This is a genomic window from Wielerella bovis, assembly GCF_022354465.1.
GTDB classification, from domain to species: domain Bacteria; phylum Pseudomonadota; class Gammaproteobacteria; order Burkholderiales; family Neisseriaceae; genus Wielerella; species Wielerella bovis.
Genome location: NZ_CP092361.1, coordinates 1 through 25,082 on the forward strand (window position 1 = coordinate 1; position 25,082 = coordinate 25,082).

The 25,082-nt window shown below is 44.6% G+C and carries 25 protein-coding genes; 16 read left to right on the forward strand and 9 right to left on the reverse strand.

Going from position 1 to position 25,082, the window contains the following annotated elements:
• The 4 genes from dnaA to dnaN all read left to right on the forward strand — a co-directional run bounded on the left by dnaA (position 1) and on the right by dnaN (position 4,183).
• A complete protein-coding gene (dnaA, locus tag MIS45_RS00005) occupies positions 1-1,545 on the forward strand; it encodes a chromosomal replication initiator protein DnaA (RefSeq protein ID WP_249450600.1) in 1,545 nt (514 codons plus the stop codon).
• Between the two features lie 16 nt (positions 1,546-1,561).
• Positions 1,562-2,398 carry a DNA adenine methylase gene (locus MIS45_RS00010; protein WP_249450601.1) on the forward strand — a complete coding sequence of 279 codons (837 nt, stop codon included), beginning with the start codon at positions 1,562-1,564 and terminating at the stop codon, positions 2,396-2,398.
• The gene (locus MIS45_RS00015) at positions 2,395-2,940 is read left to right on the forward strand and encodes a hypothetical protein (RefSeq protein ID WP_249450602.1); all 546 of its coding nucleotides are present in this window, start codon (positions 2,395-2,397) and stop codon (positions 2,938-2,940) included. Before MIS45_RS00010 ends, MIS45_RS00015 begins: the two co-directional genes overlap by 4 nt.
• A 139-nt stretch (positions 2,941-3,079) precedes the next feature.
• The gene (gene dnaN / locus MIS45_RS00020) at positions 3,080-4,183 is read left to right on the forward strand and encodes a DNA polymerase III subunit beta (protein WP_249450603.1); all 1,104 of its coding nucleotides are present in this window, start codon (positions 3,080-3,082) and stop codon (positions 4,181-4,183) included.
• Positions 4,184-4,251: 68 nt separating this feature from the next.
• On the opposite strand, the gene MIS45_RS00025 is transcribed toward dnaN, so the two are convergent.
• Together MIS45_RS00025 and MIS45_RS00030 are read right to left on the reverse strand one after the other, a co-directional pair.
• Positions 4,252-5,379 (reverse strand): AAA family ATPase, encoded by a 1,128-nt coding sequence (locus MIS45_RS00025; protein ID WP_249450604.1) that lies wholly within the window; start codon positions 5,377-5,379, stop codon positions 4,252-4,254.
• Between the two features lie 56 nt (positions 5,380-5,435).
• Positions 5,436-5,726: a hypothetical protein gene (locus tag MIS45_RS00030; RefSeq protein ID WP_249450605.1), complete on the reverse strand. Its 291-nt coding sequence runs from the start codon at positions 5,724-5,726 to the stop codon at positions 5,436-5,438.
• Positions 5,727-5,783: 57 nt separating this feature from the next.
• Here MIS45_RS00030 and MIS45_RS00035 point away from each other — a divergent pair, with 57 nt between their 5' ends.
• A complete protein-coding gene (locus tag MIS45_RS00035) occupies positions 5,784-5,948 on the forward strand; it encodes a hypothetical protein (RefSeq protein WP_249450606.1) in 165 nt (54 codons plus the stop codon).
• A gap of 122 nt (positions 5,949-6,070) precedes the next feature.
• Here MIS45_RS00035 and MIS45_RS00040 read toward each other — a convergent pair whose 3' ends face one another.
• From MIS45_RS00040 to lspA, 4 genes are all read right to left on the reverse strand, one after another.
• Positions 6,071-6,859 carry an RNA ligase family protein gene (locus MIS45_RS00040; RefSeq protein ID WP_249450607.1) on the reverse strand — a complete coding sequence of 263 codons (789 nt, stop codon included), beginning with the start codon at positions 6,857-6,859 and terminating at the stop codon, positions 6,071-6,073.
• A 213-nt stretch (positions 6,860-7,072) separates the two neighbouring features.
• Positions 7,073-8,008, reverse strand: coding sequence for a 4-hydroxy-3-methylbut-2-enyl diphosphate reductase (gene ispH, locus MIS45_RS00045; protein ID WP_249448705.1), 936 nt, complete (start codon positions 8,006-8,008; stop codon positions 7,073-7,075).
• Between the two features lie 195 nt (positions 8,009-8,203).
• Positions 8,204-9,139 (reverse strand): Abi family protein, encoded by a 936-nt coding sequence (locus MIS45_RS00050; protein ID WP_249450608.1) that lies wholly within the window; start codon positions 9,137-9,139, stop codon positions 8,204-8,206.
• Positions 9,140-9,161: 22 nt separating this feature from the next.
• Positions 9,162-9,644, reverse strand: a complete 483-nt coding sequence (gene lspA, locus MIS45_RS00055; protein WP_249450609.1) for a signal peptidase II — start codon at positions 9,642-9,644, stop codon at positions 9,162-9,164.
• A 140-nt stretch (positions 9,645-9,784) separates the two neighbouring features.
• Here lspA and rpmE point away from each other — a divergent pair, with 140 nt between their 5' ends.
• The 3 genes from rpmE (at position 9,785) to MIS45_RS00070 (ending at position 11,168) form a co-directional block, all read left to right on the forward strand.
• Complete coding sequence (gene rpmE, locus MIS45_RS00060) at positions 9,785-10,006, forward strand: 50S ribosomal protein L31 (protein WP_249442679.1); 222 nt, start codon at positions 9,785-9,787, stop codon at positions 10,004-10,006.
• Between the two features lie 167 nt (positions 10,007-10,173).
• On the forward strand, positions 10,174-10,950 hold the full coding sequence (locus MIS45_RS00065) for a tetratricopeptide repeat protein (protein ID WP_249450610.1): 777 nt from the start codon (positions 10,174-10,176) through the stop codon (positions 10,948-10,950).
• A complete protein-coding gene (locus MIS45_RS00070) occupies positions 10,926-11,168 on the forward strand; it encodes a tetratricopeptide repeat protein (protein WP_249450611.1) in 243 nt (80 codons plus the stop codon). The genes MIS45_RS00065 and MIS45_RS00070 overlap by 25 nt, the downstream gene beginning before the upstream one ends.
• A gap of 65 nt (positions 11,169-11,233) precedes the next feature.
• On the opposite strand, the gene pcnB is transcribed toward MIS45_RS00070, so the two are convergent.
• Positions 11,234-12,577, reverse strand: a complete 1,344-nt coding sequence (pcnB, locus tag MIS45_RS00075) for a polynucleotide adenylyltransferase PcnB (RefSeq protein ID WP_249450612.1) — start codon at positions 12,575-12,577, stop codon at positions 11,234-11,236.
• A gap of 131 nt (positions 12,578-12,708) precedes the next feature.
• Between pcnB and MIS45_RS00080 the strand changes: the two genes are divergently transcribed.
• From MIS45_RS00080 to MIS45_RS00095, 4 genes are all read left to right on the forward strand, one after another.
• The gene (locus tag MIS45_RS00080; protein WP_249450613.1) at positions 12,709-13,206 is read left to right on the forward strand and encodes a hypothetical protein; all 498 of its coding nucleotides are present in this window, start codon (positions 12,709-12,711) and stop codon (positions 13,204-13,206) included.
• A 294-nt stretch (positions 13,207-13,500) separates the two neighbouring features.
• On the forward strand, positions 13,501-13,980 hold the full coding sequence (locus tag MIS45_RS00085) for an FKBP-type peptidyl-prolyl cis-trans isomerase (RefSeq protein ID WP_249444178.1): 480 nt from the start codon (positions 13,501-13,503) through the stop codon (positions 13,978-13,980).
• A 298-nt stretch (positions 13,981-14,278) separates the two neighbouring features.
• A complete protein-coding gene (locus MIS45_RS00090; RefSeq protein WP_249450614.1) occupies positions 14,279-16,087 on the forward strand; it encodes an aminopeptidase P family protein in 1,809 nt (602 codons plus the stop codon).
• Between the two features lie 58 nt (positions 16,088-16,145).
• Positions 16,146-16,937 carry a sulfite exporter TauE/SafE family protein gene (locus MIS45_RS00095; protein ID WP_249450615.1) on the forward strand — a complete coding sequence of 264 codons (792 nt, stop codon included), beginning with the start codon at positions 16,146-16,148 and terminating at the stop codon, positions 16,935-16,937.
• 170 nt (positions 16,938-17,107) lie between these two features.
• Here MIS45_RS00095 and MIS45_RS00100 read toward each other — a convergent pair whose 3' ends face one another.
• A complete protein-coding gene (locus MIS45_RS00100; RefSeq protein ID WP_249450616.1) occupies positions 17,108-18,334 on the reverse strand; it encodes a capsule polysaccharide biogenesis protein in 1,227 nt (408 codons plus the stop codon).
• A gap of 108 nt (positions 18,335-18,442) precedes the next feature.
• On the reverse strand, positions 18,443-20,497 hold the full coding sequence (locus MIS45_RS00105) for a capsule polysaccharide biogenesis protein (protein WP_249450617.1): 2,055 nt from the start codon (positions 20,495-20,497) through the stop codon (positions 18,443-18,445).
• Between the two features lie 382 nt (positions 20,498-20,879).
• Here MIS45_RS00105 and MIS45_RS00110 point away from each other — a divergent pair, with 382 nt between their 5' ends.
• The 4 genes from MIS45_RS00110 to MIS45_RS00125 all read left to right on the forward strand — a co-directional run bounded on the left by MIS45_RS00110 (position 20,880) and on the right by MIS45_RS00125 (position 25,063).
• On the forward strand, positions 20,880-21,749 hold the full coding sequence (locus MIS45_RS00110; RefSeq protein ID WP_249450618.1) for a lytic transglycosylase domain-containing protein: 870 nt from the start codon (positions 20,880-20,882) through the stop codon (positions 21,747-21,749).
• 107 nt (positions 21,750-21,856) lie between these two features.
• Positions 21,857-22,258, forward strand: a complete 402-nt coding sequence (locus MIS45_RS00115; RefSeq protein ID WP_249450619.1) for a TrbC/VirB2 family protein — start codon at positions 21,857-21,859, stop codon at positions 22,256-22,258.
• A gap of 17 nt (positions 22,259-22,275) precedes the next feature.
• On the forward strand, positions 22,276-22,704 hold the full coding sequence (locus MIS45_RS00120) for a VirB3 family type IV secretion system protein (RefSeq protein ID WP_249450620.1): 429 nt from the start codon (positions 22,276-22,278) through the stop codon (positions 22,702-22,704).
• A complete protein-coding gene (locus tag MIS45_RS00125) occupies positions 22,598-25,063 on the forward strand; it encodes a VirB4 family type IV secretion/conjugal transfer ATPase (RefSeq protein WP_249450621.1) in 2,466 nt (821 codons plus the stop codon). The genes MIS45_RS00120 and MIS45_RS00125 overlap by 107 nt, the downstream gene beginning before the upstream one ends.
• Positions 25,064-25,082: the final 19 nt, after the last annotated feature.

Below are 25,082 nucleotides of genomic sequence, written 5' to 3' on the forward strand. Positions count from 1 at the left end.
ATGAAATTAGCCGATTTTTGGGCGCACGCCCTGCGCCGTCTGTACGCTGATTTAAGCGAACAGCAATTTAACCGCGACATTGCCCCGATTACGGTGGGCGAAGATAATGGCGTGTGGGTAATTTATGCCAAAAATCAATTTGCAGTTAATTTGTTGCGCTCACAATATGCCAGCAGAATCATGGCATTACATACCGAACTCGCACCCAATGCGCCCGAATTGACGTATAAAGTCGGTGTGGGCGAATCTGTTGCAATGGCAGCAGAAAATCCACTTTCAGGCAGCCCGAAAACAGAAATATCCACAGAAAACACATCTTTTTCAGATAACCCAATCACACAGCCTGAAAACGAAATCGCACCAATTGCCAGCAAAAAAACGACTGCGCAAGATATTTTGGCGCAACGCATGAATAATTTGCGTCCTACCAAAAAAGAAGACAGCGTTCAGGCTGCCCCAAAATCACGCAGTGCGATTGAAGAAGAACGTGAGCGCGAAGAAGCTGAACAACGCCATACGCAAACCAATTTGTCGCCCGATTACACTTTTGACACGCTGGTGGAAGGCAAGGGCAACCAATTAGCAGCGCAAGTTGCCAAAAGCATCGCCGAAGCCCCCGGTGATAGTATGTACAACCCGTTTTTCGTGTATGGCAGCACAGGTTTGGGTAAAACCCACTTGGTGCAAGCAATTGGCAATGAATTGTTGCGCCTGAATCCAAAAGCGCGGGTGCGTTATATGCATTCCGATGAATATTTGAAAACCTTTATGGCGACCGTGCGTAACAAAACGTGGGATACATTTAAACAGCAATATTTGCATTACAATTTATTGATTATTGACGATATTCAATTTATTCAAGGCAAAGACCGCACGATGGAAGAATTTTTCTTCCTGTTTGAGCATTTCCATTCGCGCAATCAACAAATTATTTTGACCTGCGACCAATTACCCAGCAGCTTGGAAAACATGGAAAAACGCCTGATTTCACGCTTTTCGTGGGGCATGACCATTCGTTTGGAACCGCCTGAATTAGAAATGCGCGTGGATATTTTGGAACGCAAAGCGCATACCGCAGGCATTCGTTTGGAAGAAGATGCAGCTTTGTTTATCGCGCAAAATGTGAAGCAAAACGTGCGTGAATTGGAAGGCGCACTCAATCGCGTGATTGCGCGTTGTCGTTTTGAAAAACGCAGCACGATTGACATTGATTTGGCGACCGATGCGCTGCAAGACATTGTCGCCAGCAATTACAAACCGATTACGGTTGAGCTGATTATGAAAGCGGTTGCTGACCATTATCACATCACGATTCGCGATATTTTGGGCAAAAAACGCAGCCGCAACTTGGCACGTCCGCGTCAAATGGCAATGGCGATTACCAAAGAATTGACCAATTTGAGTTTACCTGCGATTGGCGAAGCATTTGGTGGGCGCGACCATACAACGGTAATGCACGCGGTTAAAACGATTGCGAAATTGCGACAGGACGACCCAGAATTGAAGCAAGATTATGATAAGTTGTTGATTGTGATTCAGCATTGATTGATGGCAGCCTGAAATGAGTAAACCTTTTTTAAAATGGGCAGGCGGTAAACACAAACTCGCTCCGCTTATTCAAGCGCAACTGCCACAAGCACAGCGTTTGGTTGAGCCGTTTGTGGGTTCGGCGGCGGTGTCATTGGCATTGGAATTTGACGAATATCTGCTCAATGACAACAACCCTGATTTAATTCATTTGTATCAAACATTAAAACAGGAAAAACAAGCGTTTATCGATTACGCGCAATCGTTTTTTACACCCGAAAATAATCAAGAAACGCGTTTTTATGATTTGCGTGAACAATTCAATCATAGTGATGATGTTACGGAACGATCGGCTTTGTTTGTGTATTTAAATCGTCATGCTTTCAATGGTTTATGCCGTTACAACAGCAAAGGTTTGTTTAATGTTCCATTTGGGCGTTACAAATCGCCGCATTTTCCAGCCGATGAAATGTGTGATTTTGTGGCAAAATCGGCGCGTATGGTTTTGATGTGTGGCGATTTTCAGGCTGCCTTTGCGCTGATTGAACCCGATGACGCGGTTTATTGCGATCCACCGTATGTGCCTTTGAATGAAACGGCTTCGTTTACTGCTTATTCGCAAAATGGATTTGCTTGGCAGGATCAACTGCGATTATTGCAATGTGTTGAGCAAAAAGCGAAAAATTGTCGTGGTGTTGTGTTGTCCAATCACGATACGCCACAAACGCGCGAATTGTATCGCCATGCCCAATTCATTGAAAACATTGAAGTTCAACGCAATATTGCCGCAAAAGGCAGCAGTCGGCAGAAAGTTAAAGAAATTTTAGTACATTGGAATACAAAAACTTTTATCAAGGAAATGATTTTATGATGAATTATAATTATGAACAAGGCGTAGAACATATGCGAACATTGGTAGAGAAGGCTACAAATAGAAATCAATATAGTAATTCTTTTAATACAAATACAAACTTAATTATTCAGTATCCTGGTCATAAACGAGTGGGAGATTATCGTTTATTAACTCATTTAGATGAACCACCACCTAAACATACTGATATTGTTCAAATAATATTTGATATGACAAATAATGAAAATTATTTATCTATGATACAAGATTTAGAGGAAATTTATTCAGCTGGATTAAAGGCACATACAGATACTATTCCTAATGACATCAAAGATTTAATATTTTGGATTACATTGCAAGAAGAGATTAATTATCCGCCACCTCGAATGGGTAGAAAATTACCTTTCCAACGATATTTTGAAGCCATTCTTGCAAAGCAATATCCAAACATTATTAAAATGCAAGAAGTAATTAATAGGACGAATAATCACGGTGGTAGAACTCCCAGCTTATTATCTAATCAGTTTAATAATAATATTGATTTTCCAATTTTTTATAATTAGAACTAATTTTAGAAGAATTTTCTATTACTTTTTGATGTGATGAAATTCCATTGAAATGGTTGGGTTTGCCACATGAAATAAATATTTTCAGGCAGCCTGAAAAAAAGATTTAACGGAAATAATTTAAAGGAAATTCAAAATGTTAATTTTACAAACCTCACGCGATGACTTATTAAAACCCCTGCAAGCCGTAACAGGCATTGTAGAACGCAAACACACGCTGCCGATTTTGTCCAACGTTTTACTGGAAAGCATCAACGGCAAAATCCAAATTCTTGCCACTGACTTGGAAATCCAAATCCACACACACGGCTCGGATAACGACAAAGGCGATTTTCGCATCACCACCAACGCCAAAAAATTGCAAGATATTTTGCGCGCGCTGCCTGATGATGCGATGGTGCAACTGGATTGGGCAGACAACCGTTTGACCTTGAAAGCAGGTAAATCACGCTTTAATCTGCAAACCTTGCCCGCCGAAGATTTTCCAACCATGAATGTGGCAAATACCACCAATGCCACATTTGCCGTGTCGCAAGAAGTGTTCAAAAACTTAATTTCGCAAGTGCAATACAGCATGGCGGTGCAAGATATTCGCTATTATCTCAATGGTTTATTGATGCAAGTGGAAGGCAATCAACTACGTTTAGTGGCGACCGATGGGCATCGTTTGTCGTATTCTGCCAGCACGATTGACGTGGATTTGCCCAAAACCGAAGTGATTTTGCCACGCAAAACGGTGCTGGAATTGAATAAATTATTGACCCAGCCAAAAGAAAACATCACGGTGGAATTGTTGGACAATCAAGTGCGTTTCCAATGCAACGACACGGTGATTGTCAGCAAAATCATTGACGGCAAATTCCCTGATTACAACCGTGTGATTCCGTTGGATAACGACAAAATTTTCGTGATGAATCGCATGGCTTTATTGGGCGCATTGGAGCGTTCGGCGATTTTGGCAAACGAGAAATTCCGTGGTGTGCGTTTGCAATTATCAGCGGGCATCTTGCGCGTGGTGTGCAGCAATAATGAGCAAGAAGAAGCGCAGGAAGAATTGGAAATTGCCTATCAAGGCGAAGAATTGGAAGTGGCGTTCAATATTGCATTTTTGATGGACGTGCTGCGTAATACGGCTGGCGATGATATTCAGTTGGCATTTGGCGATGCCACGCGTTCTACGCTGTTCACCATTCCGAATCAGGCGGACTTTAAATATATTGTGATGCCGATGCGAATTTGATGCGATAAACTATTTTCAGGCTGCCTTAATATTAAATAAGGCAGCCTGAAACCTTTGCAAAACCCTATTCAAGCAGCCTGAAACACAATTTCATGCGCTTCATCAAAACTCGGCACTTCCCATTTGCCCAACATTTGCGCCAACACTTTTTCTGGCACGCTGTGTTCGCGCTGTTTGTTTTGCGCCAACCATTGCGAATGCGGCACTTCCAAATACACAATCTTGATTTTCGCCCCATACGCCGCGAATATGCCCGTCCATTTGCTGCGTAAATCGCGGTTCAAATTGGTGGCGTTGAACACAAAACTGCGTTTTTCGCGCAAATATTGTTTCGCCAATTCTTTGCCAATCCGCACGGCTTCGGCGGTGTCGTGGCTGTCGGCTGGGTTGAATTTGTGGGTGCGACGAATGTCGTCCAGCGAAATCATGGGCAAATGCGATAAGTGTTTGTGAATAAACGTGTCTTTCCCCGAACCCGCCAAAGCACACATCATCACCACTTCGCAAGCAAAATCATCATACGGCACATAATCCGCGCTACCGCCTTGATTTAAATAATGATAACGCGCATTTTCCGTTGCAAAGGCGCGTGGTTTGCCCCAACAATCCAATTCTTGACACATTTCTTGAAACAAATCAATGCGTAATAAAATCTCGTCCTTGTCGGCACAAATGCGCCCCAACACGTCCGCGCGCGCCAACATCGCCAACAAGCGCGTATCCACAAGCAAACTGGCGGCAATGACGGCACGTTCGGGGTCGGGTTTGCTGATTGCCCAAAGCGGCAGCCCGTGCAGGCGCACCAGTTTGCAAATTTGCTCGCGCACGGCAAAGGGCGTGGCGATGTCGCGGTACAGGATTTGTCGCGCGGTGAGTTCGCCTTTTTGCGCGTGGCGTGGCGAGACAATGCGCGTTTTGCCGTCTCTGATTTCTTGGCGCGTGGTGCTGCGTTTTTCCACATCGTGCAACAGGGCGGTGGTAAACAGAATATGTTGATTTTGCAGCGATAATTCGGCAAATTCAGGCAGCCTGAACAATTCATCCACCACCATTTGCGTGTGGGTCAAAACATCGCCTTCGCCATGCCATTCGGGGTCTTGGGGGACGTGGCGCATTTCGTCCAGCCACGCATAACGGTGGGTCAGTTGCGCCCAATCAATCGGGCGGTGTGGGGTGTAATCGGGGAAAGTCCACATGGTTTATCCTTTTGTTTTTATTTTAGAAATGGGGTTTCAGGCTGCCTGAAAGTATTTTATGAACAAACAATGTTTCTTGCTTTATTGCATAAATTATCGGCAATATGATTGATTTCGTCTCGCATGGTTTTATCGTACATATCGGCTGATGATGTCAATGCTCCCCACATATCCAAAAACACATCAGCCAATTTTTTGGGTATCACATCTTGATTGGCATAATCGATTGATATCAGATACAGCAATGTCAAAAGTTCATCATACAGTTGGTAATCGATACCCGCTTTCTCTCTGATTTGCAAATCAAATTGCAGGAATTTTTCGATAAATAAATCGGTATTTGTCATGATTTAAATCCGTAACGAAGTTCTTGTAGGTCGGATACTTGTATCCGACATTTTCAGATGAAACCACACATTTTGTCGGATACAGGTATCCGACCTACGGGGTTTTTCAGGCTGCCTTTTAGTACACGACAAAAATCTTTGGATTGCCTGAAACCTGTCCCCTCTCCCGCTTGCGGGGGAGGGTTAGGGTGGGGGTGGCTCGTTGATTTACAAAAATATTGATTTATTTCCACAAATTTACCCCCACCCTAGCCCTCCCCCGTTGGAGACGGGGGAGGGGACAGATTGGCGTAAATCCCAAAAATTGTCGTGTACTGAAAGGCTGCCTGAAAATTGGGCGAAAACTAACCCTGCACAAATTGCCAACTTTCCCAATGATATTTTGTGTAATCAATCAGTTGGGCGGGCTGCCATGTTTTTGTCCAATGCACATCGGTTTGGACGTGTTTGGGGCGTACCAGTTTAAATAAATTATCAAATTCATTGGTTTGCACGGGCAAATTGCCGTTGTTGGTGGCGAAATCGGCGCGGTTGCGTATCACAAAACCTTCGCTACACGGTTCGCCTGTTTTGGGGTCGTAGCCGCCCAGTTGTCCGCTTGTTTGCACATAATCCATCCAAGCCATGCCCAAGTTGGCGGTCAGCCAGTTTTCCAGTTGCTTGTTTTCATTTAAATTGTTTTGCGTGAACGTGGCGAGTGCTTGCGTAATCGGGATTTCTGGCACGGTCGGAAAATCAAACATGGCGGCATAGAATTGCACTTCGTCCCAACTCAACCAACGCCCATTTTGGCGCACGGCAAACAGGTAAAAATAACTTTCCAAACGCGAATACGCAATGGAATGAATGCCATACAGATTTTCGCCAAACAATTCCAAATCGCCCAAATCGTCTTTAATCAGCCGCCAGCGTTCCAGCAGGGGTTTATCCCAAGCGTGTTGCGTGGGCGCGGCGTGGGAACGCGCAAACAGTCCTGCGGCGCAAAAACAGTTGTTTTGTCCGTCCAATTTTTCGGTCAGCACCAAATCAGGCAAGGCAGCAAAGTGGCGGACGTAATCGCGTGGCATAAAGCGGTCGTCTGATGTCGTGCCAAGACTGATGTGGGCGTGGAGACTGCGGGCGTATTTTTGCATGATTGACTCCTTGAAGTATTTTGGCAGAATGAAACTTTGATAGTCGTTTCAATATAGCATTAAAACTTGTAAGTTGGATACTTACATACAATAATTCTTAAATAAAAACATATGGTTATTTGGTTTTAAAAATATCAGACTCAAGAATCCGACCTATATCAGACTTTGTAAAGTTTTCAGGCTGCCTAAATCTATGTTCAGGCAGCCTGAAAACTATTTTCGCAATTCTTTTGGCAACACAAACACAATACTTTCCACTTCACCTTCGCCTTGCTGCACATCGTCAATGCCCCACGCACGGATTTGCTCAATCACACCTTGCACCAAAATTTCGGGAGCGGATGCGCCTGCGGTTACACCTACTTTGCTTTTACCATCAAACCATTGTTTTTCCAAATAAGATGCGTTATCCACCATATACGCATCTACACCAAAACTTGCCGCTACTTCGCGCAAACGGTTGCTGTTGGACGATGCGGGCGAGCCGACCACAATTACAATATCGCATTCATTCGCCAAATCTTTAACGGCTTTTTGGCGATTGGTGGTGGCGTAGCAAATGTCTTCTTTGTGCGGATTTTTGATGTTGGGGAAACGCGCTTGCAGGGCGACAATGATGTCTTTGGTTTCATCAACGGAAAGCGTGGTTTGGCTGACATACGCCAATTTGTCAGGATTTTGTACCGCCAAATCCGCCACATCCTCCACCACTTCCACCAATTTCATTTTGCCAGACGGCAGTTGCCCCATGGTGCCTTCCACTTCAACGTGTCCAGCGTGTCCAATCATGATGATTTCGTAGCCTTGTTCGTCCAAACGCGACACTTCTTTATGCACTTTGGTTACGAGCGGGCAGGTCGCGTCAAACACGCGGAAACCGCGTTCGGCGGCTTCGGCTTGTACGGCTTTGCTCACACCATGCGCAGAATAAATCAGCGTTGCACCTTGTGGCACGTCCGCCAAATCTTCAATGAAAATCGCGCCTTTGTCGCGCAAATTGTCCACAACAAATTTATTGTGGACGACTTCGTGGCGCACATAAATCGGTGCGCCGTATTCTTCCAAAGCGCGTTCTACAATGCTGATGGCTCTGTCCACGCCCGCGCAAAAGCCGCGTGGGTTGGCTAAGGTAATGGTTTTTTGGGTCATGTTTTTTCTCTTAAAAATGGGTGTTTGGGTTTTCAGGCTGCCTGAAAATAGAAAATGGCATAATATGGTTTAATATCGGTAAATATCGCTTGATAAAAGGGTTTTTAGTACATATAATTATACCAACAACACCCCCAATGTTTCCGAGCAGCGAAATGCTGTTGTAGTACGGACTTGGGGGTTTTCTGTTTTTGCCTATTTCCAAAGTTGCCAATGGCTTAAATTCATCAACTCGCCTGTTTTCGGGAAAATGCCAATGCCAAATTGTTGTAAATTCACTTCATTTGGCGCACAATTTTGATGTGGAAATGTTTTTAAGGCAGCCTGAAAGCGCATTCCCCAATCACACGCTCGTGTGGGGTCAATCACGTCCAGCATTCTTTTCATCAAACAAAATGCCACAAATGGCTTTTCATGATTCAGATATTGCCAATGAAATCCGTGTAATTTCTTGATTTTGGGAATACCAATCGCGCTTTTATTCCACAAACGCCCATGATGTGCTGCCACATTTCGCACAATATTCAACGCATGTAAATGGCTGCTTAATTCTTTGTGGGATAAGTGAAAGTGCTTTTCAATTTGTCTTTGGTCGCGCTCCGTCATCATTTTGTACAATTTGGACATCGCCCCAAAATCCCAAATTTCACATGCCACCCACACGGGCAATTCGCCATATTTCGCCAAATTGTGTTTCACAAAATCGTCTTTGGCGTGGTCGCGCAAATGTTCGTATTTTGCCAACCATTCGGCATGATTGAATTTGGGATTGAAATAATGCGCTTGGGTGTGGGCAATGGGATTTTGCTTGCCCAATGTGTAGGCAATTTGGGTACGCATGGCAATTTCAATATGCTGTATGGCTTCCAATGCCAAAATTTTAATTGCATTATCAAAATCATACAGCGCAATCACATCATCAAATTGCGTATTGGCAACAAACACATCAGCACGCCCACCTGTCGCCAAATGCTGCCTGAACGGATACCAATACGCACTCAAACGATAATAGCCAATCCGCGCCAATTCTTTTTCGGCTTGCTGTTTATCGTGGAAAACCATGCCGCGTTGTGCCAATAATTCAATTTGGTCGGCAAAGGTTTTCCAATCTTTAAATGGTTGTGAAACCATAAAATTATTCCCAATTCAATTTTCAGCCAGCCTGCTTTGCCTTTTTCGCCTGTTTGATGCCGTCAATCACGAGCAAAGCCGCGCCCACACAAATGAAACTGTCGGCAACATTGAAAGCGGGGTAATACCAGTTTTCATAATAAACCAACAAAAAATCAACCACTTTACCATGCACAAAACGGTCAATCACATTGCCCAGCGCGCCGCCGATAATACACGCCGCCGCCCAGTTACCCCAGCGACCAAATTCCCCTTTCACAATCGCGCGCGCCAACCATGCCGAAATCACAAATGCCAGCACAATAAAAAAATATTTTTGCCAACCGCTGTGGTTTGCTAAAAAACTAAACGCCGCCCCTGGGTTATAAACCAGCGTTAAATCAAACAGATTAGGGATAATATTCATGCGTTCCATGTATTCAAATTTTGCCAAAATTGCCCATTTGGTGATTTGGTCCAGCAAAATCGCTACAATCGCAACAAGCCAATAAGGAAGAAATTTCATGTTTTCAGGCTGCCTATTCAGAATAAAACGCGAGATTGTACTATACGCACTTGCCAAATAACAAAAAAATCAGCATAATGCGCGACTTCATCAATGAAGTGCAGGTACACTCCCTGCACCCGCTTTTTAAGGAAAAACAAATGAAACAAGATATTCATCCAGATTACCATGAAGTGAACATCACTTGCTCTTGCGGTAATAAATTCGTAACCAAATCTGCAATGGAAAAAACCGATTTCAATATTGAGGTTTGCTCACACTGCCATCCATTCTATACTGGCAAACAAAAAATTGTGGATACCGCTGGTCGCGTGGACAAATTCAACCAAAAATACGGCAATATGTTCAAACGCTCAATCTAATTGTTGCGGAACAAATAATAGGCAGCCTGAAAATGTTTTACCAACGTTTTCAGGCTGCTTTTTTATCCAAATAACCACAAAATATCAGTTGAACGCAAAATACTTGCTTTATGTAAAACAAGAACTTATACTTTTTGTGTTCGCAACAACCATGTAGAGTATTTCCTATGTTATCCCTTATCCCTCACCGAAAATTCACCCAATTATCCATAGCCTTATTGGCTGCGATGCTGGCATTGCCTGTTACTGTTGCGCCAAATACCTACACCACTACCACCACATCAACCAATGTTTCAGGGCAATTCCAAAACGATTTCGCTACCGATTTAAAATTGGCGCAACAAGGTAATGCACTTGCGCAAAATAATGTTGGTGCGCGTTATTTATTTGGTTTAGAAGGTGTACAAAAAGATTATGCTCAAGCCAAAGTATGGTTGGAAAAATCTGCTGCGCAAGATAATGCAGGCGGACAAAACAATTTGGGTTTGATGTATCAAAACGGTTGGGGTGTCAAACAAGATTATGCCAAAGCTAAATCATTGTTTGAAAAAGCTGCTGCGCAAGGAGATTCTCTCGCACAAAATAATTTGGGCTATATGTATGATGAAGGTTTGGGTGTGAAACAAGATTATGCCCAAGCTAAATCATGGTATGAAAAAGCTGCTGCGCAAGGATTGGCAGACGCACAAAACAATTTGGGCTATATGTATCAGCAAGGTTGGGGTGTAAAACAAGACTACGCCCAAGCCAAAGTATGGTTTGAAAAAGCTGCTGCGCAAGGAAATACAAGCGGACAAAACCAGTTGGGCTTTATGTATATGCAAGGTTTGGGCGTGAAACAAGATTATGTCCAAGCCAAAGCAGGTTGGAAAAAGCTGTTGCGCAAGGAAATGCAGTCGCACAAAACAATTTGGGCTTTATGTATCAGCATGGTTTGGGCGTGAAACAAGATTATGCCCAAGCCAAAGCATGGTATGGAAAAGCTGCTGCGCAGGGCAATGCAGACGCGCAATACAATTTAGGCTTTATGTATATGCAAGGTTTGGGTGTTAAACAAGATTATGCAAAAGCTAAATCATTGTTTGAAAAAGCTGCTGCGCAAGGAGATGCAGACGCACAAGATGCTCTAAACTATCTGCGCGAAAACGGTTTAATCCGCTAATTTTCTAATCAAAATAAGCAAAAGGCAGCCTGAAAACCTTATTTACAGTTTTCAGGCTGCCTTTTTTATTCAGAAACAACCGATTTTTTCTTTTTACGCGGACGGCGGCGTTTCTTTTTCATGCTGCCATCACCCAATGTTTCGGTTGCTTGCGGTGCATTTCTCGTCATGGCTTGGCGCGTTTCTTCATTGCCATATTGGAACTTTGTCCACCATTCACCCAATTCGCGCAATTCATCGCTTACTTGTCCGCGCAACAACAAAAAATCATATGCCGCACGAAAACGCGTTTGCGCCAATAATCTAAATGGACGACCACCGCGCTGATAGGCAAACTGCGGTTGCAATGCCCAAATTTCGCGCATCGTGGCGGAATAACGCTGCGGTACGCCCCAACCTTTTTCCATATCGTCGCGCAAACTGTTAATGGCTTCGTTCATGGCAGCGGCGGGGCTGGCACCGCGTTTTTGTCCGCTTAACCAACGTTTTTCTAATTGCCCCCAAAACAAAGCGGCTAACACAAATCCTACCGAAACCGATTTGTTTTCACGCAAACGCGCATCGGTTTGTTGCAATGCCAAATGTCCGATTTCAGGCTGCTTATCAGTAGCGGCGGCAGCCTGAAACATAGCGGTAAACAGGGGATGAATGCGTGCATCTTCGCCTAATAAATGTAATTGTTTCAGGCAGCCTAATGCACAGCCTGAAAACAAAATTTTCATCATTTCGTCAAATAAACGTGCCACAGGTTCTTTGCGTAACAATTTAGCATGTGATGCAATGGGTGTAGCGGTGGCTTCGTCCACACTAAAACCGAGTTTGCCTGATAAGCGCACCGCACGCAGCATACGCACGGGGTCTTCGGCATAACGCTCCGCCGCATCACCAATGATGACTAATTTTTTTGCTGCAATATCAGCCAAACCCGTATGAAAATCAATCACTTCTTGGTTGCGAATATCGTAATACAAGGCATTACAAGTAAAATCGCGGCGCAAAGCATCTTGTTCCATAGTGCCATATGCATTGTCGCGCATGATGCGACCAAATTCGTTTTGTTTCACTTTGCCGCCGCTGCGAAAAGTGCTGACTTCAATCGTATCCGCGCCCATCATCACATGCACAATTTGAAATCGCCGCCCAATAATGCGGCTACGGCGGAAAATTTGATGCACTTGTTCAGGCGTGGCATTGGTGGCAACGTCAAAATCTTTGGGTTGCACGCCCAATAATAAATCGCGTACTGCGCCGCCGACTAAATAGGCTTCGTAGCCTGCTTGATGCAAATGTTCCAGCACTTTAATAGCGGAATGGTTGTGAATTGCCAATTTAATGGCATGACGTGTACCCATTTGTTTTTTGGGTTTGCGTTTTTTGGGTAGGATAGCGCCTACAATTTTTTTTAACATTTTTCAATTACCTGCTCATCAAATTAAGAGAGTAGGCAGCCTGAAACCATCTTTGCAAAATAATCTTAATCAAATCATTTTGCAAAGATTTCAGGCAGCCTGAAAAAGATATTGTTAGTGGCTATTTTGCCGTGATTTTTACAAAAATAAAAGCTGAATACCGAAGCATTCAGCTTTTTGTGATGCCAACCGTTATGATAAACGGCTATGAATCAATGATTTATTTAACAGCAGATGCAACAGCCGCTTCAACAGTAGAAGCCGCTTCTGCAACTGTAGCAGAAGTTTCGCTAGCCACTTCTACAACCGCAGAAGCAACAGCTTCTGTTGTAGAAACAACGACATTAGCCGCTTCAGAAGCAATAGATGTACCTTCAGCTACAACAGCAGATGCAACAGATGCGCTTTCGGCTGCGACAGCAGATGCAGCAGATGCAGTTTCTGCAGCAACAGCAGATGCAGCAGATGCAACAGCAGCAGTTGTTTCAGCAGGTTTAGTTTCGCCGCCACAAGCAGCTACGAACAAAGACAATACGGCAGCAACAGCCAATGATTTTTTCATTTTTGATACCTATAAAAATGTGAAGTTTAAAATAAGAAATGACGTAATCGTTCTGAATTATATGTAATGATAACGTCATTTTTAGAACGTTCGTATTCTGCCTGAAATCTTATTACGGTGCAATTGTTATGCAAGAAAGTGGTATAAAATGGGGAAGTATACTTAATGCTATAGTATTGTTTTTTAAAAATTAAAATTTATGTGTAAAATAACATAAAAAAATGAGAATAAGTTCATTTTTTTATTAAATGTTGTGATTTAACGACATAAATCACGATGTTTGTTTCAGGCTGCCTGTGTTATACTGCGCATACTTTTGCGATTGTGTCGCAAAATCCATGTTATTTAAGGATATACCAAGATGAGTATTCAAAAAAATACCGTAGTAACCCTACATTATGAAATGTACGATGCTGACAATAATTTGTTGGATAAAACCGTTGAACCAATTGCCTATTTGCACGGTGGCTATGATGGCATTTTTCCATTGGTGGAAGAAGCCTTGCATGAAAAAAACGTGGGCGATGTGGTAGATGTTACGATGCAGCCTGAAGATGCTTTTGGTGAGCAAGAACCTGAATTGGTGCGCATTGAAGATGTGAGCGTGTTCCCTGTGGAAGTGGAACCCGGTATGATGTTTGAAGCAGATGACCCAGAACACGGTGGTGTCATTATTTATCGCGTAACCGATGTGGCAGATGGCAAAGCAGTTGTGGACGGCAATCACCCATTGGCAGGTATGGTCATTCGTTTCAAAGGCACAGTTCACGAAATTCGTGAAGCCACCGCCGAAGAATTGGCACACGGTCATGTTCATGGCGCACACGGTCATCATCACTAATTGATGCAGCTGTTTCAGGCTGCCTGAAAAAACATTTTTTCAGGCAGCTTTTTGTTTTCGGGATTGATGCTTTAATTTATAGTGGATTCACTAAATCAGGACAAAGCGACAGCGACCGCCGTGTACACATAGTACAACATAAGGGAACTGGTAACGCTGTACTTGAATTCACTATAAATATCCGACTACCCCAATATTTTAAACCATCATAAATAAACAGCCTGAAAAACAGGATGACGAAATTTTTTCAGGCTGCCTTTTAAACAAACAATCTACAACTCCAAAATAAAGAAAAAACATGATAAAACAAAGACTAAAAGCACTGCGCGACACTATGCGCCAACATCAATTACACGCGCTGATTATTCCCACCGCCGACCCCCACCTTTCCGAATACATTCCTGACCGTTGGCAAACGCGCCAATATTTTTCAGGCTTCACAGGTTCAGCAGGCGTATTAATCGTGCAGCCTGAAACCGCACAATTATGGACAGATTTTCGCTATTGGACACAAGCGACGGCAGAATTATCGGGCAGCGATATTGAATTGCGTAAACAAGATAAAGGGCAAAATCATCTGGCAGATTTAGTCGCCACGCTGCCTGAAAATGCGCGAGTAGGTATGGCAGCAGATATGTTGTCGCTGGCAGAATATCAGCGCATTCAGGCTGCCTTTACGCCGAAAAATATTATTTTGTGGCACGAACGCGATTTGGCGGCAGAAGTTTGGGGCGATGCGCGTCCTGTTTTGCCAAATGCGCCCGTGTTTGCACAAAAAGCAGAATTTGTACCACAATCGGCAGCCGAAAAATTGGCGCGTGTGCGCGAAAAAATGTGCGATTTGGGCGCGGATTATCATCTTGTTTCCGCGTTGGACGACATTGCATGGCTGACCAATTTGCGTGGCAGCGACATTGAATTTAATCCCGTTTTTTTGGCGCATTTATTGATTGGCGCGGACGATGCAGTATTGTTTATCGCTCCCGAAAAAATAAATGCAGAAATTCAGGTTGCCTTAAACGCAGCCAATATTAAGCTGCAAGATTATGCGAATGTAGCGGATTATTTGACGCAACTTTCAGGCTGCCTATTGCTTGACCCTGCGAAAATTGCTTTGGCTACGGTTGCGCCCATTTACAATCATGCAAAAAATGATTCAGGCAGCCTGAAAATATTGGAAGCGGATAATCCGTCCAGCCAATTCAAAGCACAAAAATCGTCTGCGGAAATTGCGCATATTCGCGCTGCCATGTTGCAAGATGGCATTGCCTTGTGCGGTTTTTTCGCCGAATTGGAACAAAAATTGGCGCGTGGCGATGTGTTCAATGAATACGATATTAGCGATTTATTGCTGCAACACCGCTGCCAACGCGAACATTTTGTTTCGGAAAGTTTTAGTACGATTGCAGGTTTCAATGAAAATGGTGCGATGCCACATTATCGCGCACCTGTTTCAGGCAGCCTGAATATTTCAGGCAATGGTTTATTGTTGATTGATAGTGGCGGTCAATACCACATGGGGACAACTGACATCACGCGCGTGGTGCCGATTGGTACGCCGTCCGCAGCACAAATTCGTGATTTCACGCTGGTATTGAAAGCGCATATTGCGTTGGCAACGGCGGTGTTTCCCGAAGGCATTTCATCTGGACAAATTGATGCGATTTGTCGTTTGCCTTTGTGGCAAGCGCAATGTGATTATGGACACGGCACGGGACACGGCGTGGGTTATTTTCTGAATGTGCACGAGCCACCACAACGCATTTCGTATCACGCGCCCAATACGCCGTTTTATGCGATGCGCGAAGGCATGCTAACCTCCAATGAACCAGGGTTGTATCGCCCAAATCAATGGGGGATTCGCATTGAAAATCTGGTGGTTAATCAAAAAGTCGTGCAACCGCAAGAAAGCGAGTTTGGCGAATATTTGCATTTTGAAACGGTAACGCTGTGTCCGATTGATACGCGCTTGGTTGATGTGGCGATGTTGCGCGAAGATGAGCGGGCATGGCTGAATGCGTATCATCAAAATGTACGCGAAAAATTGCTGCCGTTTGTGGCGGGTGCGGCGGAAGATTGGTTATTGAAACGGACGGAAGCAATTTAGTTTTTCAGGCTGCCTATTTTTAAAATGCAGCCTGAAAAATAGAGAAAGGATATACAAAATGTTATTGCTTGCTTATTTATTGATTGGTGCAATAACGGGGTTTTTGGCAGGATTATTTGGTATTGGCGGTGGCACGGTTATTGTGCCGATGTTGATGTTATTACTGCCCAAATCGGGCATTCCCGATGCACAGCTGATGACAACTGCGCTGGGAACTTCGTTTTCTACTATCGTGTTTACCTCCATCGCATCGGCACGGCAGCATCATAAATTAGGTAATGTGGATTTTCGGGTGTTCAAAATTTTTGTGCCAGCCTTGATGTTATCGGTATTTGTGTGTGGTTGGCTGGTAACATTTTTGCCCAAAGCGATGTTGATGAAAATGTTTGCGCTGATGATGTTGTATTTATCAGGCAAAATGCTGTGGTCTAGTCGCCAAAAAATTGCGCCCATTGCCAAATCTTTTACACCCAAAGTACAAATGGTCGCAGGAGCAACGATTGGCGCCTTGTCCAGTTTCGCAGGGATTGGTGGTGGCGGTTTTATTGTGCCGTTTTTGAACAGTCGCGGTTTTGAGATGAAACGTGCGATTGGGACATCATCCGCGTGTGGCGTACTGTTGGCATTGGGTGCGACGATTAGTTTTATGTTGAGCGGACGCAATGTTAGCAATATGCCTGCGTATTCGGTTGGTTTTGTGTATTTGCCTGCGTTTATTGGTATTGTGGCGACCAGCGTGTTTACGTCTAAATTTGGTGCGGTGGCGGCGAGTAAATTGCCTGTACCGATTTTGAAACGTGGGTTTGCGGCGTTTTTGTGTGCGGTGGCGATAAGTATGTTTTTTAAATGATATAGTGAATTCAATTTAAACCAGTACAGCGTTGCCAGCTCCCTTATGTACTATGTGTACACGGCGGTCGCTGTCGCCTTGTCCTGATTTAAATTGAATCCACTATATTTAAAATGATAAATAAGCAAAGGCAGCCTGAAAATATTTTCAGGCTGCCTTTTTTAAAACGATTACTTTGGCAATCTAACTTGCGTATAAAAATTACCATTAATTTGCGTATGATTGATGTGATACATCCGATACGCATGGAATAATGCCTCATCGGGCTGTTCAGGTTGCTTCCAAAATTGCGACAAATGTTGCTGACTGGTTAGCCCTTGCATATCATAACTTGCGTGCCCCAAAATTTTCACAGGCATATTGTGAATCAACGCCGATAAACCGCTGGTACTATTGACCGTAACCATGCCCATCCCATGTCGCAACAAATCAGGTAGTGGCACATCATGCACATAAATCACACGCCCTCGCATTTGCGGATGGCGGCGCAAAAAACGGCGAATATCACGCGCATAGTTCACAAACCCTCTGTCCATCGGATGATGTTTCACCACCAATTTCGTGTCATCAGGCGCATTAATCGCAAACGATGACAACACATGCTGCAAACACGCGCGTACCGTGCTGTAATCGCTATGCACCCGAATTTGACTATCTGTACTCACTTGCAAAGGCAAAATAAAAAATTTGCCCAGCTCGCCCTGTTTAATCTGTTGCGCCTTGTGTCGTTCGGTATGTTGATACCAAACATAACGCAAACCCGACAATAACCACGCTTTCACATAATAAGCAATGCTGCTACTGCGATGATGCTGATAATCGGGAAAACGATGTCGCTCAACAAACATTTGCCAATAATATTGAGCGGCTATCAAAGCCACAGGTCTAAAACCACCCGCCACAGGTTCAGGTTCAATATAATCCTGTTGTTTTAATTGCGAAAAGGCAGCCTGAAACCATTGTGCATCACGCGGTAAAGGCGAAAAAGCATTGACACCCGTTTCTTCCAACGTAACCCAATGTGGGCGAAAATAACCTTCTTCAAATGCCCAAAAGCGAATCTTTTTCGCCATACAAATTTCTTTGGCAACCCGATGATACATGCGCGTATCGCCAAAACAAACTACTGCATCAATTTGATTTTGATGGATAAAATCTTCCAGATAATCATGAAATTCAGAAAACGCCGCTTGATACGGATAAGTATCGGGTTGCGATTCGGGATAATAAAAACTATCGCCGCCGTTGAAATTGATTTTGAACACACGCGCACCGCCCTGTTTGAGCCATTGTGCCAATTCAAAGAAAAATGAGCCAATCGCACCTTGCAGCAACAAAATGCGGCGGTGCATAGCGAGTTTTTCTAGATTACTAAATGCAATGGTTTGCGTATTCATTTTATTTTTCTGTTTTCAGGCTGCATTTTATGATGAAAAGAAAATAGGCAGCCTGAAAAAATGGTTTATTGAAAGGATAATTCAGAACCTGTGTTCGTAATCCCTAAATTACATGGTCAGCGAACGCCACAACTGCTGCGCTTTGCCGATTTGTTTTGCCAGCCAACTGCGTTTGACCGCACCTTGTCCGCCAGCCATCGCTTTTTGTTGGCGCAATAATTCAATCGCCGCCGCCGCATCAATGCGCCGACCACGCGCATGGTTCACATATTGCGGATAATGCACCAAAGTGCCACTAATCAATTCAGGCAGCGATAATCGCCGCGTGCGCCGTGCCAATGGCAATTCATCGTGTGTCAGTCCCCAACCAGCGTAAAATGGCAAACCGTAACAATACACAGTTTTGCCGCGCAATAAAGCCTCAAAACCTGTTAGCGAAGTCATCGTATGCACTTCATCTGCCACATTAAGGCAGCCTGAAATATCCGCATCCACCGCCACATAATCCACCAATTCCGCCGCCACATCATCAGGTACCATACCAACACGATTACCGCTAACCACATCAGGATGCGGTTTATAAATCACAAACGCATCGGGATTGCGCTCACACACCAAACGCAGCAAATCCGCATTTTTATTGATTTTCGGCGAACCAAATCGGATAGAAGCATCATCTTCCACTTGCCCCGGAACCAGCAAAACACGTTTGCCTACCGCCGTTTCAGGCAGCCTGAAAGTTGCCGCGCCAACATTGTATTTGCTGATATTGGCTTGCGTGAGAGCTTGCTGCAAATGTTGTGCCAGTTCACTATCTTGTGGCGAAAAAATGTGATGTTGCAAAATGTGTTCTAAACGAGACGGTGTCCGCGCATCAAAATAAATGCCAACATCGTCCACCACCAACGACAAGGGCGGCACCAAATTTGACCCCAAACCAACCGAGCGCACAAAACCATCTTCCATACGCAGCACGCCGATTTGATGCTGTTGCGCCCAATCCAAAACTGCTTGTTTGCCCGCGCCCCACAACAATAATCGCGCATTTGCCGCCATGTTTTCAGGCTGCAATTTGTTGACTGATTTCACAAAATGCAAACGACACGCTGGCACGGCAAAAAACGGTTTCACCACCGCTCGTTTCCACAACGACATGCCGACACAATACACATCGCCCCGTACGCGCTCATTGAAGGCACGCGCTTGAATTAAATACTGAATCACATCATTCAGGCAGCCTGAAAGCCCTGTATTCGGATTGATATAACGCGAATATTGCAAATATGCCGCCGCAAATAATTGCGTCAAACTGCGCGGCGCACGGCGACCTTGTTCACGCAATGCCGCCATATCCGCATGTCTATCGTCCGTCAATCCCCAGCCTGCGTACCAAGCTCGCCCAAATACCACCACCTGCTTGCCACACAACAAGGCTTCAAAACCCAGTTGCGAAGTGGCGCAATACACTTTGTTCACATGCGCCAACAAAGAAATCGGGTTCACATCGTCCGTCAAAACACGCACACGTTCACTCGCCAAGTGTGTATCAAAATAACCACGTTTTTTGCCGCTCAACACATCGGGGTGGGTTTTAATCCAAATTTCCGCATCGGGATTTTCATCACAGGCAGCCTGAAACAATGCCGCAAATGTGGTTTCATCTGCGCCACCATGTTTTACCGCCATATCGCCAAAAGTTTGGTCAATCAGCAACACAATTTCACGTTCTGGAACGCAGCCTGAAAAATCGGGCGCATGATTGTATTTGGATAAATGATGCGCCACAATTTGCTGCATCGCTTGTTCAGCAGCAGTCAAATCTTCGGTTTTCAGGCTGCCTTCGCTCGCCAAAATCAAATTTTCCAAACGCGATGGGCGCGATGTGTCGTAATAAATGCCGACATCGTCCCACACCAGCGCAAATGGCGGATAGCCGTTCACGCCCAAACCCAGCGAGCGCAGAAAACCATCTTCCAGCGCAATATAGGGAATTTGGTGCTTTTGTGCATACTCACGCGCTTTATTTGCCGTTGGACGCAAACCCCAGCCCAATACACACTCGTCCGCGCCACGTTGCGGTTTAGCAATGGCGTATTCGGGGAAAAACAAGGATAAATCGGGAATGGCGCGAATCCCGCGCGAGAAAACGGCTGCTTTTTTCACGGTGTTTTGGGGTGTGGGAAAACGTGAGATTGTAGCAAATTGCGTGCGTGGATTTTGCTAACAAACGTAAATATGATGATTGCCGATAATAGAAATGCAAAAAAGCCAAGTTCCGAAAAACTTGGCTTTTTAAAATTTGGTGGGTCGTGAGCGATTCGAACGCTCGACCAACGGATTAAAAGTCCGATTAAGCCTATTTTAAAATTTTCTAAACTATTGATTTATTAAGTATCAAAAAAATGTGATGCCTGTACACACCATCACATACAGCTACAAATATATCACAAACTGGCACAATTTGGACACACAAGAAAACACACTTAAAACCGCGTTCACTCGCTTTTTTAAGTGTGTTTTTTCGTCTTAACAAAAAGGAATGTGAATGAAATTAGCCCATTTTCTGATGATGGGCGTAGCAATGACAACGGCTCTGCCCACGCTCGCCGCGCCCTTACCCCAAAAAACCACCGTAGGCATGACCCAACCGCGTTTCAACGACTTGGCGGCACAATGTACCAATGCTGTACACCCCAACACCTTGCAAGCAGTCGCGCGTGTGGAAAGTGGTTTTAACCCCTACGCCATTGGCGTTGTGAAAGGCAGATTACAACGTCAGCCGCGCACACTCGCCGAAGCGGTCGCCACCGCCAAATCGCTTCACGCACAAGGCAAAAATTTCAGCATGGGTTTAATGCAAGTAAACCGCTACAACTTGGCAGCCTACGGATTGAATTATGAAACCGTGTTTGAGCCATGCAAAAACATCAATGCTGGCGCAAAAATCCTGAAATCGTGCTTTGACCGCGCAGGGGGCAAAGGACAGGCAGCCTTACAAAAAGCGTTCAGTTGCTACTATTCGGGCAATTTCAAATTTGGTTTCAAGAGTGATTTTAAAGGGCAACCACCCTACGTTACCAAAATCATCATGTCGGCATTAAACAATTCGCCGAACCAAACCATACGCTTTTCAGGCAGCCTGAAAGTCAATCACACCGCGACCGATTTAAGCAAAAATCAATTAGTTGCGAGCGTACCGCCCATTCAGCAAGCCCAAAGGCAGCCTGAAACGGCGCAATATATTCCCATGCCAGCCGAATATCAGAACGCCCAAACTTCTGTTTCTGATGAAAAATCTGTGGTCGTGGCAGCCCAAAAACCACCGCCACCACCGCCCGAATGGGACGTATTCGCCTACGCGGAATACCGCGAAAAATACGGCGGTAACAAGCCTGAATGGGATATTTCGCCATAATCCAATTTCAATTTAAACGGTCTAACCGTTTGAAACCGCCCAACAGGGCAATCCGTGCCGATACGAAAGTGTCGGCTTTTTTTATTTTTTACATAGGAAACAAAAAGATGAACAAATTTTTGAATTTCATCAACAAAAAATCCGCTCAATACAGCCCTGAAATCATGGAAGCAGAAGCGAAAATCAATGAATTGCTTGCAAAACCCAAAATGCAAGTGTTGGTATATAGCTGTGCAATGTTTGTGGCTATGACTGCAACCCCAATGGCATCAGCAGCAGGATTTGAAGCAGAAGGCAAGTCAATGGCAGATACCGTTTTTAAAGGTATTTATGCGATTGTTGGTGTTGTCGCACTTATTGTTGCATTGTGGCAGGCTGTGGAAGCATGGTCGGGGCGTAAAAGCTGGATGGACTTTTTTCATACCCTGATTTGGATTGTGGTTGCCGCAGCTACTCCCGCATTGGTAGCTTGGCTTTGGAAAAAAGGGCAGCAAATGGTATTTGGTTAATTTAGGCAGTCATCAGCATGAACCATATAAATAATATTGATGTGGAATACCCAACATTCAATGGCTTAAATCGCCAAGCCATGATTTTGGGCGTTCCGCTCATTCCATTTGTTGTGTGTCTTTTCGTGCTGATGATGCTTTTCATGGTGTCAATGACTTTTCTTGGTGGAAAGTCATTGTTCATCTTATTGCTGGTTATTCCGATTTTCCTAGCATTGAGAAGCATTTCAGCCAATGACGACCAAGCCTTTAAAATTTACGGCATTGAAATCAAATGGTGGTTACGCCGACAACACGCCGAACTGTTCAACGGCGCAACCACCATTGTTTCAACCAAATATGGGAGACAAACCAGTGATTATCAGCGATTTTTTCAGCAAAATTTTCAAGAAACTGCCCGCCCAATCGGAATTTCTACCGAAAATCTGCCAACACGTTACCAATGAAATTGTCTATTTCGAAACAGGACATTATGGTTTTGTCATCAAAATGGAGGGTTTGGCGTTTGACGGTGTGGACGACAAACATTTGTTTTCCAGCTTCGTGGGTTTGAAAGATTTGTTTTCCGCAATCGGCAAAACCTTTGGTAATCGTGCCGCGATTTGGACAACTTTACGGCGCAGCAAAATTGAATTTAATCAACAATATGACTTTCAGGCTGCCTTTTGCCAACAATTTGCCGACCACTATTTACAGCGTTTCCAAACCGAAGATTATTTTGAAAACACTTTTTTCCTGACGCTCATCATCAAAAACAACAGCATGGACGCTGGGATTAAAGAATGCCAAGAGCAAATTCAAATCCTGCTCCGCGCGCTGGAAACGTACAGCCCAACCGTGCTGACCGCCTACCAAAATCAAAACGGCGTAGGCTTTTCCGAAGTGTATCAATTTTTTGGCAGCCTGATTAACGGCAACAACGAGCCTATCCCCCTTTCCGCCACCAATGCCTACCAAGTTATCCCAGCGTCCGTGCTGCATTTTGGTTCAGACGTGGCAGAAATTCGCCCCGAGCAGGGACAACGCAAATGGGCAACAATTTACGATTTGAAAGATTTTGGTGTCAGCAAACCCAAGATTTTAACCAGTATTTTGACTTTGCCTTGCGAATTTACCTTGACGCAATCCATGATTTTCATCAACCCTTACGATATGCTCGGCAATATCAAAAAGCAAATCAATAACTTGCAATCGGTGGGCGATTTGGCAACTGAACAAGTTGAAGAGTTGGAATACGGCATGGGTGGCTTAACGGCTGGCGAATTGATGTTTGGCGATTACAGCGCGGTTTTGACCGTGTTTGGCAAAACACCGCAGGAAGCGGCGGATAATGGCGCACGAGCCTATTCCACTTTTCTCAATTCGGGGGCGTATCGTTTTGCCAAAGCTGGCGCGTCCGCACCGTCCACTTGGTACGCGCAAGTCCCCAACAGCGCGGAGCGTCCACGCTCGTTTCCCAAAACCACCGAAAATTTAGCCTGTACTTTTGGCATTCACAATTACAGTTATGGCAAAAAATACGGCAATCCATTGGGCAACGGCTCGGCGGTTATGCCCCTGCAAACGGTGTCCAAAACGCTGTTTCACTTCAATTTCCACTTTTCCAATCCCAAAGAAGACAATGTGGGCGACAAAATCGCAGGGCATACGCTGATTTTGGGCGCGACTGGTACAGGTAAAACCACTTTGCAAACTTCGCTGTTGGCGTTTGCCGAGCGGTTTCAACCGCACCTGTTCGCGCTGGATTTGGATAGGGGCATGGAGTTGTTTATCCGCGTGATTGGTGGCAATTATTTTGCGCTGGAAGCTGGGGTGCCGACTGGCTTAAATCCGTTCCAACTGCCCGACACACCGACCAACCGCGAATTTCTGTACGAATTGGTCGGCATTTGTGGACGCGATGAACACGGCAAATTGACCGCCCAAGAACGCCAAGACATTCAAAACGCGGTTAATGCTTTGTTTGAAATGGATTTTGAATACAGAAGTTTCAGCTATTTGTTACAGAGCATTCCGCACAATGCGACCAATCCCGATAGTTTGCGTGTAAGGCTGTCTGAATGGTGTCGCAGCGAAAACGGACGCTTTGCATGGGTTTTGGACAATGAGCGTAACTTATTCAATCCTGATGAATTTTGGCGCATTGGTTTTGATTTGTCGGACATTTTGAAAGACAAATACAAACCGACCGAGCCAGTTTTAGCCTATTTGTTCCATTTGCGTGAACTGATGTTGGACAAAGTGGCAGAGAAAAACGGCTTACTGGTTAATATCATTGAAGAATTTTGGTATGCCTTGCGCTTCAAATTCACGGAAGAATTGATGTTGAAAATGCTCAAAACCGACCGTAAACGCGGTTCTTGGTTGATTTTGGTATCGCAATCGCCCGAAGACGCGATTAAAGCGGATATTTTCCCCGCGATTGTCCAGCAAACACCGACCAAGATTTTTCTGCCCAACCCCGATGCCGAATTTACAGACAGCTACGAGCGTTGTGGCTTGACCCTGAAAGAGTACCAAGAATTGATTAAGTTGTCGTTGGATAGCCGTACATTTTTGGTTAAACAATCCAAGCAATCCGCCTTTGCAAAACTGGATTTGTATGGTTTTAAAGACGAAATGGTTTTCCTTTCAGGCAGCAGCGATAATATTGAATTGTTGCATGAAACGATGTCGGTTTATGGCGATGACGTTCATCAATGGTATCAACCATTTATGCAAACCGTCCGCCGCATTCGGGCGGAAAAATCCCAGTCTAAATTGAATGCGCCCACGCAAGCGGTGGAAGCGTTCGCCATTTGTTGAGTTTGCCCCAGTAATGGGG